The organism is Aeromonas dhakensis (genome assembly GCF_002285935.1).
In the GTDB taxonomy this organism is placed as follows: domain Bacteria; phylum Pseudomonadota; class Gammaproteobacteria; order Enterobacterales; family Aeromonadaceae; genus Aeromonas; species Aeromonas dhakensis.
The window spans coordinates 3,272,502-3,286,875 of sequence record NZ_CP023141.1 but is presented as its reverse complement, the minus strand read 5'-3'; the positions used below and the strand labels follow the sequence as shown (position 1 = coordinate 3,286,875).

Sequence of the window (14,374 nt, the reverse complement as noted above, 5' to 3'; positions counted from 1 at the left end):
AGGAGCAAACATGCTGTACCCTCTCGCCAGGCATTTCCTGTTCAAGCTCAATCCGGAACAGGCGCACGATCTCTCCATCAAATATTTGCCCCGCCTTCTCGGTACACCGCTCGATTGTTTCTTCCGCCACTCCCTGCCCAAACGCCCCGTCACCGTCATGGGGCTTTCTTTTGCCAATCCGGTGGGGCTGGCGGCCGGGCTCGACAAGGACGGTGAGTGTATCGATGCCTTCGGGGCCATGGGGTTCGGTTTTATCGAGGTCGGTACCGTCACCCCCAGACCCCAGAGCGGCAATGACAAACCCCGTCTGTTCCGGGTCATTCCGGCCGAGGGGATCATCAACCGGATGGGTTTCAACAACAAAGGGGTCGACCACCTGGTCTCTCAGGTCAAGCAGGCCAAATATCAGGGGGTGATCGGCATCAATATCGGCAAGAACAAGGACACCCCCATCGAGCAGGGCAAGGATGATTATCTGATCTGCATGGACAAGGTGTATGACCACGCCGGTTATATCGCCGTCAATATCTCTTCCCCCAATACCCCTGGGCTGCGTTCGCTGCAATATGGCGAGGCACTGGATGAACTGTTGGCCGCCCTCAAGGTTCGTCAGCAGGAGCTGGCCGCACAATATAAGAAATACGTGCCGCTGGCCGTTAAAATAGCCCCGGACTTGACCCCGGATGAAATTAATCAAGTCGCCGCATCCTTGATAAAAAATGGCATCGATGGCGTGATTGCCACCAATACTACCCTCGAGCGCGACATGATTTATGACATGCCTCATGCCGGTGAAGCGGGGGGACTCAGCGGTCGTCCTCTGCAGCACAAGAGTACCGAGGTGATCCGCCAGCTGGCCAAGGCGCTGGATGGTGCGCTGCCCATTATCGGGGTCGGCGGCATCGACAGCGCCATGGCGGCCCGCGAGAAGCTGGCAGCGGGTGCCAGTCTGGTCCAGATTTATAGCGGTTTTATTTATAAAGGCCCGGATCTGGTCAAAGAGATTGTGACCCATATATAAGAAATAAATCGGTGCCCTTTATTTAAAGTTGCTGAAATTCTCGACATGGAATAAAGTCGAGTAACGACTTCCAGTAAGGGCACCTCCATGTGTATCCAACCCAATGACAATTGGCAGTGGCATTATGATGCTCATGACGATCGTCTGATGCTGGATTTATCCGATCGCATGATATTTGCCACCGAATATAAAGGGCGGCAATTGGTGCCTAGCTCCTTCACCACCCAGCCGTTTTGTGTGGATGATGCCGCGCTCTATTATCAGCTGATGGACAGGGTGGCAGAACTGGAGTGGAGCGTGCCCCATCAGGTGCAGCTGGTCCTCAATGCCATCGCCGTCAGCCGCTTTTACAAACCCTTGATGCCACAAAGCTGGTTCTTTGGCGAAACCCATCCGGTTATCACTCCGGAAACCGGTGCACTGGTGTGCATGGGGACGCCTCATGGCAAGGGGGAGTTTCTGGTGATTGAAGCCGGCGATCAGGCCAGTGTCTGTTTGAACCTGACCGACGATCTGATATTGACCACCAGCAAGACACTGCCCCGGTTTGGCGTCATCAAGGTGATGAACAATCGCATGAGCCCAAGACCCGCTGCTCAGGCGCAATATCGCCAAGTCGGTTGATCGTTAACTTGGCGAGGTGCACTGGTTTTTTACCCTGTAATGGCTCGCTATCACGTATCTCCCTTGTTAATCCTGCCTCATCCTGACCAGCCCCATTATTCTCTTCGCGTTATCTGCTCATATGAAAAAATGCCCTCACGTCAATTCGAGGCGAGGGCGACAAACACACACTACAGGAGGAATAAGCTGTTGTATCAACAACACGGGACTATTCTAAAACCTGTAGTTTCTCTTGAAACCTGATAGATATGACAGGCGGGGCAATGTCGGCATAAACGGGGAGGGGATGTAAAAAAATAGCCCTCCCGTTTACGGACGATAACGGGAGGGCAAAGCACGGGGTTTACAGAAAGGACTTGCTCTGTCGTGAAGAATAATAACGATTTGAGTTTTGTTTGACTCCTGTCAAATGTGGCAATTTAGAAGAGGGCAAGGGGGAATATATATCCGGATAACGGATCAAGACTTGCTCGCAAAATAGCCGATACTGCTTTTTGTGCCATCACTCGCATTGGCGTTGCGTGTGCTGTCGTTACGGAGTCACTCGCTTGTCATCAATGTCACCATTACCGGCCTTCATCCCGTGCAGGCGCAACCACAGCCTCAGGGTCAACTGCGCGTTCTTTATGCAGACATGCCCAAGCTTTTGCTGCTCCGGATCGCCGCTTAAGGTATAATGCGGCACTATTTTTATGGCTTCCCCGTGAGCGTGATGAAAGAATTTTTTGCAACCTGCCCCAAGGGGCTGGAAAACCTGTTGGCCGTCGAGCTGACCAATCTGGGTGCAGAGCAGGTCCGCGAGACCGTGGCCGGCGTCCATTTCTGCGGCGAGCTGGCCATCGGTTACAAGGCCTGTCTGTGGAGCCGTTTTGCCTCCCGCATCGTGCTGGTGCTCTCCGAGTTCCAGATGAACGACGATCTGGACCTCTATCTGGGCGCCCATACCATTCCCTGGGAAGAGCACTTCTCCGGCACCGCCACCATAGCGGTGGATTTCACCGGTACCAATGCCTCCATTCGCAACACCCAGTACGGCGCGCTCAAGATCAAGGACGCCATCGTCGATCGCTTCACCAAGCGTGGTCATGTGCGCCCGGACGTGGACAAGAAATCCCCGGACATTCGCATCATGGCCCATCTGGGCAAGGGCAAGGCCAATATCACGCTGGACTTGTCAGGCCCCGCGCTGCACCAGCGCTTCTATCGTCAGGGCACCGGTGAGGCACCGCTCAAAGAGAACCTGGCCGCGGCCATGATCGCCCGTAGCGGCTGGGCCGGTGAGCCCATGATGGACCCCATGTGCGGTTCCGGTACCCTGCTGATTGAAGCGGCCTTTATCGCCGCCGACATGGCGCCGGCCCTGCGCCGCGAGCGCTTCGGTTTCGATCGCTGGCTGCAGCATGACAGCGAACTGTGGCAAAGCCTGATGATGGAGGCGCAAGTGCGCGCCAAACGCGGCATGCAGCGCTGCGAGGTGAAGCTGTTCGGTTGTGATGCCGACTCCCGCGTGCTGCTCAAAGCCCGTGACAACGCCAAAGCCGCCGGCGTGGCTCATCTCATCACCTTCAAACAGGCCGATGCGACCGCCCTGGAAAACCCGCTGCCCATGGCGGCGGAAGGGGAGACCCGTCAGGTCGGCATGCTCATTTCCAACCCGCCCTATGGCGAGCGTCTCGGTGAGTTCCCGGCGCTGCTGGAGGTGCACCAGGCCCTTGGCGATGCCCTGCGTCGCAGCTTCCAGGGCTGGAAGGTCTCGATCCTTTCTGCCTCCCCCGAGCTTTTGAGCTGTCTGCGCCTGCGCGCCGACAAGCAATATCGCCTGTTCAACGGGGCGCTCGAGTGTCAGCTGCGCAACTACCAGATCGCGCTGGACTCCGTGGCCTCCCAAAAAGAGGTGGCGCAGGACTTTGCCAACCGTCTGCGCAAGAATCTGAAGGCCCTCGAGAAGTGGGCGAAGAAAGAGAACCTAGACTGCTACCGTCTCTACGACGCCGATCTGCCGGAGTACAACGCCGCCATCGACCGCTATCAGGACTATCTGGTGGTGCAGGAGTACGCGGCGCCCAAGGACATTCCCGCCCAGAAGACCCGTCAGCGCCTGCTCGACATGGTACAGGCCGCCATCAAGGTGACCGGCATGGACGGCGAGAAGGTGATCCTGAAGGTGCGCGAGCGTCAGGAAGGCAAACAGCAGTACCAGAAGCTCTCCGAAGAGCAGCACCGGATGGAGGTGCAGGAGTACGGTGCCCGTCTGTGGGTCAACCTCTACGACTATCTCGACACCGGCCTGTTCCTCGACCACCGTCAGACCCGCCGCATGCTGGGCGAGATGGCCCGTGGCAAGCGCTTCCTGAATCTCTTTGCCTACACCGGCAGTGCCACCGTGCACGCGGGTCTGGGCGGTGCCAGCGAAACCACCACGGTGGACATGTCGCGCACCTACCTGAACTGGGCACAGGACAACATGCGCCTCAACTCGCTGGTGGGCCGCGAACACAAGTTCGTGCAGGCGGACTGCCTGAAGTGGCTCTCCGAGGCGGACGAACAGTACGACCTCATCTTCATCGATCCGCCCACCTTCTCCAACTCCAAGCGGATGGACGAGAGCTTCGACGTGCAGCGCGATCACCTGTTGCTGATGCAGCACCTCAAGCGTCTGCTGGCTGCGGGTGGCACCCTGGTCTTCTCCAACAACAAGCGCCACTTCAAGATGGATCTGGCCGGTCTCGAGGCCATCGGTCTCAAGGCCCAGAACATCACCGGCAAGACCCGGCCGAAGGATTTCGAGCGCAACCAGCATATCCACAACTGCTGGATCATCACCCATGCCGAGGCCCAGGGCTGATGCTGACCCTGTTTCACACCGACGGTTGCCACCTGTGCGAACAGGCCTGGGGGCTGGTGGAGCAGGCCGGCCTTGCCGGCAGGACCCGCCGCTGCGACATCCTGGATGACGCCGACTGGCTCGAGGCCTACCGGGTGCGCATTCCGGTCGTGCGCGACGAGGCCGGGCGTGAACTGGGTTGGCCCTTTACCCTGGCGGAGCTGCAAGCGTGGCTTGCCGCCCGGGAGTAGTGGGCGATTTGACGATGAAACGGGGGGAGACTCAGTCTGCCGCCCGTTTTTTCATTAGCAAGAAGGAACAAGAATGGCTCTTTTGACATTGCACGGCGCTTCCCTGTCGTTCAGTGATTTTCCGCTGCTCGACCAGGCCGAGCTCACCATCGAGCGGGGCGAGCGCCTCTGTCTGGTGGGGCGCAACGGGGCGGGCAAGTCCACCCTGATGAAGGTGATCGCCGGCGAACTGCCGCTGGACGACGGTCGTCTGGTGCTGCAGCAAGACTTGAAAGTGACCCGCCTCGAGCAGGATCCCCCCGCCTCGAGCGAGCTTACCGTGTTTGACTACGCCGCCGAAGGGCTGGCCGGGGTAGGGGAGCTGCTCAAGCAGTATCACCATATCTCCATGGAGCTGGCACACGATGCCTCCGATGCCAACATTCGCAAGATGAGCCAGTTGCAGGAGCAGCTCGACTACCAGAACGGCTGGCAGTTCGAGACTCGCATCAACCAGGTGCTGACCCTGCTCGGTCTGGATCCCGACGTGACCCTCGACAGCCTCTCCGGCGGTTGGCTGCGCAAGGTGGCACTGGCCCGCGCGCTGGCCTGCGATCCGGATCTGCTGTTGCTGGACGAGCCGACCAACCACCTGGACATCGATGCCATCAACTGGCTGGAAGAGTTTCTCAAGGATTTTCGCGGCGCCATCGTCTTCATCTCCCACGACCGGGAGTTCATCCACAAGCTGGCGACCCGGATCATCGATCTGGATCGCGGCGTGATCACCTCCTGGCCCGGCAACTACGACGAGTACCTGCAGGGCAAGGAGGAGTGGCTGCGGGTCGAGGAGCTGAAAAATGCCGAGTTCGATCGCAAGCTGGCCCAGGAAGAGGTGTGGGTGCGCCAGGGGATCAAGGCCCGCCGTACCCGCAACGAGGGACGAGTGCGAGCCCTCAAGGCGATGCGCATGGAGCGAACCCAGCGCCGTGAGCTGCAGGGCAAGGCCAAGCTGCAGCTGGACGAGGCGGGCCGCTCCGGCAAGCTGGTATTTGAAAGTGAAGGCTTGGGTCTCGACTTTGGCGATCGCACCCTGTTTCAGGGGCTGGATCTGCAGGTGTTGCGTGGCGACAAGATTGCGCTGGTCGGCCCCAACGGCTGTGGCAAGTCGACCCTGATCAAGCTGCTGCTTGGCCAGCTCGAGGCAACCCGCGGCTCGGTGCGTCAGGGCACCAACCTGGAAGTGGCCTATTTCGATCAGTACCGCGAACAGCTCGACCCCGAGAAGACGGTGGTGGACAACGTGGGCGAGGGCAAGCAGGAGGTGATGGTGCGCGGCCGCTCCCGCCACATCCTCGGCTACCTGCAGGACTTCCTGTTTGAGCCAAAACGGGCACGCACCCCGGTGAAAGCCTTGTCAGGGGGCGAAAAAAACCGTTTACTGTTGGCCAAATTGTTCTTGAAGCCCAGTAATTTACTGATCCTCGATGAACCAACCAACGACCTGGATGTCGAAACGCTGGAACTGCTGGAAGAGCTGTTGGCGGACTATCCCGGTACCCTGCTGCTGGTGAGCCACGATCGTCGTTTCATCGACAATACCGTGACCGGTTGCTGGTTGTTTGAAGGGGATGGGCGGATCAGTGATTATGTGGGGGGCTATGCCGACATGATGGCCACCCGTGCCCAGCAGCAGTCTCAGCTGGCCGCACAGCAGGCGGTGAAGCAGCCCCAGAGCAAGGCGCCAGAGCCTGTCGTGACGCAGGCGCCGGTCGCGGCAAAACAGAAGAAACTCTCTTACAAGTTGCAGCTGGAGCTGGATAATCTGCCAGCCCGGTTGGAACAGCTGGAGGCGGAGCTGGATGCCCTGCAGACGGAGATCAACCACCCCGGTTTCTTCTCCCTGCCTGCGGAACAAACCCAGACCAAACTGGATGCCCTGAATGCCGCAGAGGCGGCATTGGAACAAGCCTTCTCCCGCTGGGAGGAGTTGGAAGCGTTGAAACATCAGGACTAAGGAAGTAGATGAAAAAGCAATTATCCATGCTGGCCATTCTGGTCAGCGCCAGCCTGAATGCCCAGGCGGCACAAAGTCCCTTTTTCACCATTGTCGATGCGTCCGACAAGGGTTACGCCAGCGGTATCAGCGGCGACGGCAACGGGCTCATCGGGATCAACACCAAGAACAACATGGCCGAGCACTTCTCGACCGTGCGCTTCGCCGACTTCCTGGTCGATCGCTTCCGCTTCGAGCAGGGCTGCATGCTCTCCAACTCGGTCTGCAACTCCTTCTGGAACGACAACAGCAACTTCGCCTACCAGTGGCGTCGTGACTTCCTCGATGGTGTCGACCAGCGCAACAACGTAGGTTACGTGCAGCTGGGCGAGACCGACGGTCTGGTGACCGCGCTGGGTGACGTACCCGGCACCCGGGCGGGCTACAAGATGAGTGGCAAGGTGCGTACCGCCTTTGCCGTGGTCGAGGAGGGCAACCCCGTCGAGCTGAAGGATGGCGCCGGCACTCACAGCCTGAGCGTGCCGACCAGCATCAAGAAGCTGGACAACGGCCAGTATCTGGTGACCGGTACCGCCGCCACCGGCAAGAACATCGCCGTCAACTCCGAAACCTACAACTGGTGCTTTGCCGGCAACGACGGCCAGTACGGTGACTACCGCTACTGCCCGGGCCTCAACACCCAGGCGAGCTTCTGGCTGGTCAACAGTACCGGTACCTTCAACAAGCTGCTGCAGGCCAACGAGTATGCCCGGGGCCGCAACGAAGTGGTACAGACCGCTTCCGCGCTCGGCGTGGGCAAATTCAACGGCACGCTGTATGGGGTAGGGTACTCCTCCACCGGCGAGATCGGCACCAACTACCTGGATGGCCGCAACCTGGCCGCCTACTGGACACTGGATCTGGATGGCAGCAAGGTGGGCACCACCCAGATCATCCCGCTGGCAGAAGGCGAGCCCGGTAAAGATGACGCCAAGCTGCAACACAGCTGGGCCGTGGGGGTCAACGACAACGGTTATGTGGTCGGCAACCAGCTCTATCGCATCAACAAGGGCCAGAACCGCCCGGTCGAGATGTTCGTGTTCAACCTGAACACGCCGACCACCAACGCCGTGGTCTCCCTGCAGGACAAGCCGCTCAGCGGCTCCGGCTCGGAAGCGGCCGCCATCAACAACCACAACATGGTGGTTGGCTGGCGTGACTCCCGTCATCAGACCCAACCCGTGGTCAACGGCACCAACCGCATGCAGGAAGGCTTCCTGCTCAACGCGGCGACCGGCAACAACTGGTACCTGAACGATCTCATCTGCGGTCTGGATGATGCGGGTGCCAAACAGTGTGCCCAAAACGGTTACTACTACCACATCGCCTATGCCAGCGGCATCAGCGAGAATGGGACTGTGGCCGCGACCGCCTATCGCTACAACAGCGAAAGCGATCTGAACAACCGCACCAACGCTACCGTGGTCAGCGTCAAGCTGGCACCGGTCGTGACCGACTACAAGAACAACGATCCGGCCGGTTATGTGGTCGCCAACGCACCGGTCAACAACCAGACCGGTCAGGATGGCGGCAGCGGTGGTGGCAGCCTGTTCTGGTTGACTCTGCTGGCCCTGCCATTCGCCTGGCTGCGCCGTTTCCAGCGCTAAAAAGTTGTGTCACTAAAAATTAATGCGGTTCAGTGTCTTGTGTCACAATGAGCGGATAGCATGAAATTTTTTGTTTGACCCTGCCAACCCCCTGGGGTAAAGATGAAAGCGACCGATGAAAAATTGGTCGCTTTTTTTGTTCCACGGAAGAGGGTCGTAGATGATGAAGAGACAAAAACGGGACCGTCTGGAAAGAGCTCGTGCTCGTGGTTATCAGGCTGGCGTGGTCGGCAAACAGAAAGAAGCGTGTCCGTATCAATGCCTGGATGCACGTGGGCACTGGCTTGGTGGTTGGCGTGATGCCATGGAAGGGCGGGGCTCAGGCCTCTTCATGAAGTAGTCGGTACTTCATCACACATTGCAAAAAGGAAAGGGGCCATGGCGGCCCCTTTACGTTGTGCGGTCTGACCAGGTGGCCAGTCAGCTCATCAGAATGCGGTGGTGTCCTTGAACAGGCCCACTTTCAGGTCGGTGGCGCTGTAGATGGGGCGACCATCCACTTCCACCACGCCATCGGCAATTCCCATCACCAACTTGCGATTGATGACGCGCTTGAAGGTAATCTTGTAGGTTACTTTCTTGGCAGTCGGCAGGATCTGACCGGTGAATTTCACCTCGCCAACCCCCAGCGCACGACCCTTGCCTGGGCCACCTTTCCAGCCGAGGAAAAAACCAACCAGCTGCCACATGGCATCCAGACCGAGACAGCCAGGCATGACGGGATCACCCGGGAAGTGGCAATCGAAGAACCAGAGATCCGGCGTGATGTCGAGTTCTGCCAGGATCTCACCTTTACCGTGCTCACCACCATGGTCATTGATCTTGACGATGCGATCCATCATCAACATGTTGGGGGCGGGCAGCTGGCTGTTGCCCTCACCAAACAGCTCGCCACGGCTGCAGGCGAGCAGCTCTTCACGGGTAAACGAGTCTTTGCCTTGTTCACACAGGGAAAGGCGGGCATCAATGGTGGAATTGTCTACGGTCACGCTGGTTATCCTTAAAATGGGTCAAAGCCGGGCCAATTTAGCGTACAGATGTTCGCTAAACAACTCCGATCACTTCGTTTATACCCCGAACAGCCTGCCAAACAGGCGGCGCAGCACGCCCCCCTTGACGGCCTCGGTGCCGTTGAGCTCATCCAGGCGCTGCTGGATGCGGCCAAACAGGGTATCCGGCATGTCCGGCTCACCTGCAACACAACCAGTCAGCAGCTCGATGGCCTCTTCCACATGATCCACCGGGTGGATATGGAACTGGCCGGCCTCTACTGCCGCGATCACTTCATCAGAGAGGTTGAGCTGCTGGGCGTTGGTACCGGGCAGCAGGATCCCCTGTTTGCCGGTGAGGCCGTGGATCTTGCACACCCGGAAGAAGCCCTCGATCTTCTCGTTGACGCCGCCGACGGCCTGCACGTTGCCAAACTGGTCGACCGCGCCGGTAACCGCAAAGTGCTGGTAGATAGGCTGGCGGGCGAGGGCGGAGAGCAGGGCACACAGACCGGTCAGAGACGCGCTGTCACCATCGATCTCATGGTAGGACTGCTCGAACACCAGGTTGGCCGACAGCGGGGAGGGGTTTTCGGCACCAAATTTGTTGGAGAGATAACCGTGAATGATCATCATCGCCTTGGCGTGGATATGACCTGCCAGCTCCGCCTTGCGTTCGATGTCCGCCACGTCACCATCCCCCAGATGCACGGTGGCGGTGAGGCGCACTGGCTCGCCGAAATCATAGGGGTGCCCTGAGACCTGAATGACGGAGAGACCGTTGATCTGACCCACTTCCTCACCATCGGTCTGCAGCAGGATCTGACCGTCGATGACCCCCTGATCGGACTGCTCGACCAGGTAGTTGAGCCGATAATCTTGCTCTTCCAGTGCTCCGCGGATGTGCTCGTCGGTGACGACGTCCGCTTCCAGCTCACGTGCCAGGCTGTCGGCCATGCGCATGATGGCTGAGAGCTGCACCTCGGAGAGGGAGAGCCACTCCTGATGATCACAGAGCCGGCTGGCATGGCGGCAGAGGGCGGCGAGGGCGGCCGGCGTGAAGTCCAGCAGGTTCCAGCGCTCGCGCAGCCAGGCCAGATATTGCAGATAGTCAGGCAGCTCCTCTTCGATGTTCACCTCTGAGACCAAGTCCGCGCGCAGGAAGATGCGCTCCGACATGTCTCTGTCCAGCATCTGGAACTCGGCCACATCGAGCCGGTCACCGACCAGGATCAGCTTGAGCTTGATGGGGGTGGCTTCCGGCGTGAAGAAGGGGGTGAGGGTCTTGCCTTCCTGATAGGCGTTCCAGTCCAGCTCGCCTTTTTGCATCGCGTTTTTGAGCTTGAACCAGAGGTGGGGCTGATCCAGCAGCTCATCCAGCTGCAGGATCAGGTAGCCACCGTTGGCCTGACGCAGCAGGCCCGGTTCCAGCAGGTGCTGGTTGGCATAGACGGAGCCTTGCTCGGTCTGGTAGTTGATGGAGCCGAACAGGGTATCCCAGTTGAGATCGCGGCCATACACCACGGGGGCTTCCTGCTCCTCATGATGGATCAGCAGGTTGATGAGGACCGGGTGCTGAAATTCGAGCCCCTGTGCCACATGGGCGGCCAGATCGGAGAGGAAGTCATCGATCTTTGGATCATTGTTCTGCTTGCGCATGATGCGGGTGACCAGACGCTCGGCATCCAGATGGTGGCTCATCAGCTTGAGCAGTTCACCGACCATTTCACAAAACTCGATGCCGGTACCGGGTTGCAGGCGCAGCCAGATGGGTTTGAACGGATTGTTCAGGTTTTCGGTGTAGCAGAGATCGAACAGGTCGCCATCCTTGCCATTAGAGGCGGCGATCAGCGTCTGGCAGACATCTTCATAGTCGACCCCGGGGAAACCGTTGAGCAGCATGACCGGGCAGTCGCCATCAAAACTGGCGAGACGCTTGATGCCGGAGATGGCCCTGGGTTGCAGCGCGGCAAACGGAATGGGTTCGAGCTCGCTGAGGGCAGGAAACTGTTCAATCGCAAAAGCAGGTTTTAATTGTTCTGATGTTAATTCAGCCACTTAAGACATCCGGTCGGAGATAGGATCAATTGTTGCCATTATACACAGTTCAATAAGTGGTAACAGGAAACAAGATATTGCATTTAACATAATATGCATTATGCGCGGTTAGGTCATGCCCGTGGCTAGGGGCCAGAAACACCGCTGCCGCAAGGGCTACAGCCGTGCCGGCTCCTTTGGTGTACTTCGCCAGGATGTCGTACCAGGCCTTTTTCAGCTCGGGATCCGTCTCTCTGACAGCAGCCAGGCTTAACAGGACTTCCTGCACGTCCAGGCCGATTTCTTGGGCCAGTCTTTTTGCAGTGGCATCAGTAAGTTGCACCTTGCCAGTGGTCAAGCTGGAGATGTGCGACTTGGTAAAACCTAGCTCTGCGGCGACTTGCTGGTACTGGCTAAAGTTTTTGGCTCTCATGTAGGCCTGAATCAGTGCTTTAGAGTCCATTTGACTGTCTCCTGACTTTTTCGAGTGGGCATATAACACACCTATTGGGGCTAAAAGTCACCCGTTGTTAGTTAGATTTAGTTCTGATTCAATCCAGTCAGTTCATAATAAATCTGACCGACCTATGACCCACTGTAGCCCACAAAACCAGGATTTGCCGGCGCTCACCGAGCGCAAGGTCTACTGGCAAGCAGAGCCTACCGGCGATGTCTCCGCCTGTGTGGCCGGTCAGGTCGAGATGTTCCGCGACCTGCACGAGATGCGGATCTATCTGTCCATGACGTACCCCGACACCGCCTTTGAGCTGGTCGAGGTGACCGAGGATACATGGCAAGGCTTCTATGACCAGGGAGTGTTTTTCGATGACTGGTCATAGCGCCGTGATGCCGATAAATAGCGTTATCGGCAACAAAACCCTGATCGACTATCTGTCGTTTACCTGGGCGCCGACCGAACTGCGCCAGATGACCGAGCTGGCCAAGCAAGGCGCTTTGCTCAAGGCCATCCCGCGCTTCGAGACCCAGAGCAAGGCCATTCAGGCCGCCTTTGCCGCCCAGCCGGTCGAGGGCCTGCGCTACCTGTGGAAACGCCCTGTCGGGTTCGCTCCCCTCACCCGCTTCGACAAGGTGACTGAGCGCCTCTATGACAAAGCCGAGCGCCAGCAGTCTGCCGCCTCCCCTGCCCCTGCACGGGTCTTTGACAAGGCCACTGAGCGGTTGAGTCTCAAGGGGGTGGCCAAGGCCCCTGCCCCGGTGCTGACGCCTTCCATGACCGACATGATGGAACGTGCCCTGCACTCCGGCTACCAGTCCCGCGCCGACATGCGCCAGGAGCTAAAAGCCGTCTGCGCTGACCTGCTCAAGTTCTCCCAGTTCGAGGTGGTCGAGGGTGCCAAGTATTGGGAAGCCTATAACGACCTTATCGACTGCTACGGCGTCCAGTTCCTGGATGCCCTCTGCTGCAACGAGATCGAGCTGTGGCTGGAAGAACTCAATACCCGCATCGGTGTCCCTATCCCCGAGCCGCGCTTTACCATGCGCCCTCGCCGCTCCGGTCTGCACGGTTACGCCAACTCGGCTGACCTGCTGTGTGACGGGATGCCCTGCGGGCTGATTGGTTGGGGTGCGGCTAACCATGGCTGTATGGTGAGTTTTTCCGGCGTGGGTTGTGCGGCCCTCGATTTCCAGGCTTTGTACTCCGTTATCTCTCACGTGCCAGGTCTGCGCATCACTCGAGTGGATCTTGCCCTGGATGACTACAGCGGCAAACACATCACTTACCAGGGCGCGATAGCCGGCGCCGAAGCCGGCGAGTTTCACCCGCAGCGTGGCCGTGCGCCTTCCTGGATGAAAATTGAATCGGGCGAGTTCGTGATCACCGAGGTGGCCAAGGGCATCGCCAAGCGTTTCGGCATGGTGCCGAGCAAGGGTTGCTCTTTCTACGTGGGCAGCCGTATCAACGGCAAGTGTGCGCGGATATATGAGAAAGGCAAACAGATGCAATCGGCCGAGTTCCCAAACTGGGTACGCGCCGAAGGCGAATTACACAATAAGGATAGAGTCATCCCGCTGGATGTCCTGGTAAACCCTGACCCTTATTTTGCGGGGATGTATCCGCAATTTGCCAAATGGCTGGATGCGGTTTGCCAGGAAGAAATAACACCGGTACGAGTGACCACCTTTAAGAATAAATTCAAAACGTCCAGGGACAACGCCGTATTTAATATGTCCAGAATGGCCGGTCGCCTTGTCAATTGGTTAGCAAACATCGAGGGGCTATCCCCTGAGAAGATTGTTAACCAATTAACAGCGCACCTGGAAGAAACCGATATTCCAGCGCGGTTAAGAATGCCAGTTCCTCCTGACCTGGACGAGCTGCCATTATTTTCGACCTAACAATGGTTCTTCAAAGGATAAATAATATGTCTCTGCTGACTGGTATTTTGGTTACCCGCGTTACTCATGGCTATGGCGTCTCCCGTAAATCTGGCTCGCCGGTTCCCTATGACTTTGCCCAGGTGGAATACCTAGCAGTGGCTAATAACGTGAACAAGCCCGAGTGCAATATCACCTCCTGGGGCTATGAAGTGCGCCAATTAGCCCTGCGCAACGATGCCGCCACCATTAAAGAGCTGGCCGACTGCCCGAAATTGGTGGCAGTGGATCTTGTCCTGGAAGCGGATCCCCAGAATCCGACCCGCAACGTGGTTGTTGGCTTCCAACCCACCAAAAAGCAGCCGGTATAACCACCGCGCCGCGAGGAGGAGGAGCGAGAGCGCGCAGCGAGCGACGACGAGGGCGCGATAATGCTTTGTCTAGATATTACCTCTGAAGGATATGCCCGCTTAGCTGAGGGGGATTCGTGTAATTACGTGCTCTTGACTGTCCAGGAGCACGCCAAATTAACGGATATATCGAGCTGGTTTGAATTTGATGTATCCACTGTGTCGATGGCCTTTGGCTTCGGATTATTAATCTGGATCACTGGCCTCAAACTGGGCGCAATTGCCCGTGTCATCGTAAG

The 14,374-nt window shown here is 58.0% G+C and carries 13 protein-coding genes; 10 read left to right on the top strand and 3 right to left on the bottom strand.

Annotation, left to right across the window (positions count from 1 at the left end; genetic code table 11):
• Positions 1 to 10 precede the first annotated feature (10 nt).
• The 7 genes from pyrD (at position 11) to rmf (ending at position 8,702) form a co-directional block, all read left to right on the top strand.
• On the top strand, positions 11 to 1,021 hold the full coding sequence (pyrD, locus tag CK627_RS15310) for a quinone-dependent dihydroorotate dehydrogenase (RefSeq protein ID WP_017764522.1): 1,011 nt from the start codon (positions 11 to 13) through the stop codon (positions 1,019 to 1,021).
• 87 nt (positions 1,022 to 1,108) lie between these two features.
• Complete coding sequence (locus CK627_RS15305) at positions 1,109 to 1,645, top strand: cell division protein ZapC (RefSeq protein ID WP_010634013.1); 537 nt, start codon at positions 1,109 to 1,111, stop codon at positions 1,643 to 1,645.
• Positions 1,646 to 2,321: 676 nt separating this feature from the next.
• Entirely contained in the window at positions 2,322 to 4,490 is a 2,169-nt protein-coding gene (gene rlmKL, locus CK627_RS15300; protein WP_005300816.1) for a bifunctional 23S rRNA (guanine(2069)-N(7))-methyltransferase RlmK/23S rRNA (guanine(2445)-N(2))-methyltransferase RlmL, read from the top strand.
• Positions 4,490 to 4,720, top strand: a complete 231-nt coding sequence (locus CK627_RS15295) for a glutaredoxin family protein (protein WP_017780103.1) — start codon at positions 4,490 to 4,492, stop codon at positions 4,718 to 4,720. Before rlmKL ends, CK627_RS15295 begins: the two co-directional genes overlap by 1 nt.
• A 73-nt stretch (positions 4,721 to 4,793) precedes the next feature.
• Positions 4,794 to 6,716 (top strand): ATP-binding cassette ATPase Uup, encoded by a 1,923-nt coding sequence (gene uup, locus CK627_RS15290; RefSeq protein WP_010634010.1) that lies wholly within the window; start codon positions 4,794 to 4,796, stop codon positions 6,714 to 6,716.
• An 8-nt stretch (positions 6,717 to 6,724) separates the two neighbouring features.
• Positions 6,725 to 8,362 (top strand): DUF3466 family protein, encoded by a 1,638-nt coding sequence (locus tag CK627_RS15285; RefSeq protein WP_017788056.1) that lies wholly within the window; start codon positions 6,725 to 6,727, stop codon positions 8,360 to 8,362.
• 160 nt (positions 8,363 to 8,522) lie between these two features.
• Positions 8,523 to 8,702 (top strand): ribosome modulation factor, encoded by a 180-nt coding sequence (gene rmf, locus CK627_RS15280; RefSeq protein WP_005315693.1) that lies wholly within the window; start codon positions 8,523 to 8,525, stop codon positions 8,700 to 8,702.
• 88 nt (positions 8,703 to 8,790) lie between these two features.
• Here the strand turns inward: rmf and fabA are convergent, their stop codons facing one another.
• The 3 genes from fabA to CK627_RS15265 form a co-directional block, all read right to left on the bottom strand.
• Positions 8,791 to 9,351 carry a 3-hydroxyacyl-[acyl-carrier-protein] dehydratase FabA gene (fabA, locus tag CK627_RS15275; protein WP_005300828.1) on the bottom strand — a complete coding sequence of 187 codons (561 nt, stop codon included), beginning with the start codon at positions 9,349 to 9,351 and terminating at the stop codon, positions 8,791 to 8,793.
• Between the two features lie 78 nt (positions 9,352 to 9,429).
• Complete coding sequence (locus CK627_RS15270; protein WP_005300832.1) at positions 9,430 to 11,409, bottom strand: Lon protease family protein; 1,980 nt, start codon at positions 11,407 to 11,409, stop codon at positions 9,430 to 9,432.
• A gap of 49 nt (positions 11,410 to 11,458) precedes the next feature.
• The gene (locus tag CK627_RS15265) at positions 11,459 to 11,851 is read right to left on the bottom strand and encodes a helix-turn-helix domain-containing protein (protein ID WP_095592788.1); all 393 of its coding nucleotides are present in this window, start codon (positions 11,849 to 11,851) and stop codon (positions 11,459 to 11,461) included.
• A gap of 124 nt (positions 11,852 to 11,975) precedes the next feature.
• On the opposite strand from CK627_RS15265, the gene CK627_RS15260 reads away from it, so the two are divergent.
• Genes CK627_RS15260 through CK627_RS15250 form a run of 3 tightly spaced genes read left to right on the top strand, consistent with a single transcriptional unit; the run spans position 11,976 to position 14,096 of the window.
• On the top strand, positions 11,976 to 12,227 hold the full coding sequence (locus tag CK627_RS15260; protein WP_042889029.1) for a hypothetical protein: 252 nt from the start codon (positions 11,976 to 11,978) through the stop codon (positions 12,225 to 12,227).
• On the top strand, positions 12,214 to 13,746 hold the full coding sequence (locus CK627_RS15255; protein WP_095592787.1) for a replication initiation factor domain-containing protein: 1,533 nt from the start codon (positions 12,214 to 12,216) through the stop codon (positions 13,744 to 13,746). The genes CK627_RS15260 and CK627_RS15255 overlap by 14 nt, the downstream gene beginning before the upstream one ends.
• 26 nt (positions 13,747 to 13,772) lie before the next feature.
• Positions 13,773 to 14,096 (top strand): CTX-RstB family phage integration protein, encoded by a 324-nt coding sequence (locus CK627_RS15250; protein WP_010634003.1) that lies wholly within the window; start codon positions 13,773 to 13,775, stop codon positions 14,094 to 14,096.
• The last annotated feature ends 278 nt before the right edge of the window (positions 14,097 to 14,374 follow it).

Excerpts from the sequence above, each read along its gene's own strand:
- CK627_RS15285 (WP_017788056.1), top strand. The coding sequence starts at position 6,725 with ATGAAAAAGCAATTATCCATGCTGGCCATTCTGGTCAGCGCCAGCCTG.
- rmf (WP_005315693.1), top strand. The coding sequence starts at position 8,523 with ATGATGAAGAGACAAAAACGGGACCGTCTGGAAAGAGCTCGTGCTCGT.
- CK627_RS15295 (WP_017780103.1), top strand. The coding sequence starts at position 4,490 with ATGCTGACCCTGTTTCACACCGACGGTTGCCACCTGTGCGAACAGGCC.
- CK627_RS15260 (WP_042889029.1), top strand. The coding sequence starts at position 11,976 with ATGACCCACTGTAGCCCACAAAACCAGGATTTGCCGGCGCTCACCGAG.
- CK627_RS15265 (WP_095592788.1), bottom strand. The coding sequence starts at position 11,851 with ATGGACTCTAAAGCACTGATTCAGGCCTACATGAGAGCCAAAAACTTT.
- CK627_RS15255 (WP_095592787.1), top strand. The coding sequence starts at position 12,214 with ATGACTGGTCATAGCGCCGTGATGCCGATAAATAGCGTTATCGGCAAC.
- rlmKL (WP_005300816.1), top strand. The coding sequence starts at position 2,322 with ATGCGGCACTATTTTTATGGCTTCCCCGTGAGCGTGATGAAAGAATTT.
- uup (WP_010634010.1), top strand. The coding sequence starts at position 4,794 with ATGGCTCTTTTGACATTGCACGGCGCTTCCCTGTCGTTCAGTGATTTT.
- CK627_RS15250 (WP_010634003.1), top strand. The coding sequence starts at position 13,773 with ATGTCTCTGCTGACTGGTATTTTGGTTACCCGCGTTACTCATGGCTAT.
- CK627_RS15305 (WP_010634013.1), top strand. The coding sequence starts at position 1,109 with ATGTGTATCCAACCCAATGACAATTGGCAGTGGCATTATGATGCTCAT.
- pyrD (WP_017764522.1), top strand. The coding sequence starts at position 11 with ATGCTGTACCCTCTCGCCAGGCATTTCCTGTTCAAGCTCAATCCGGAA.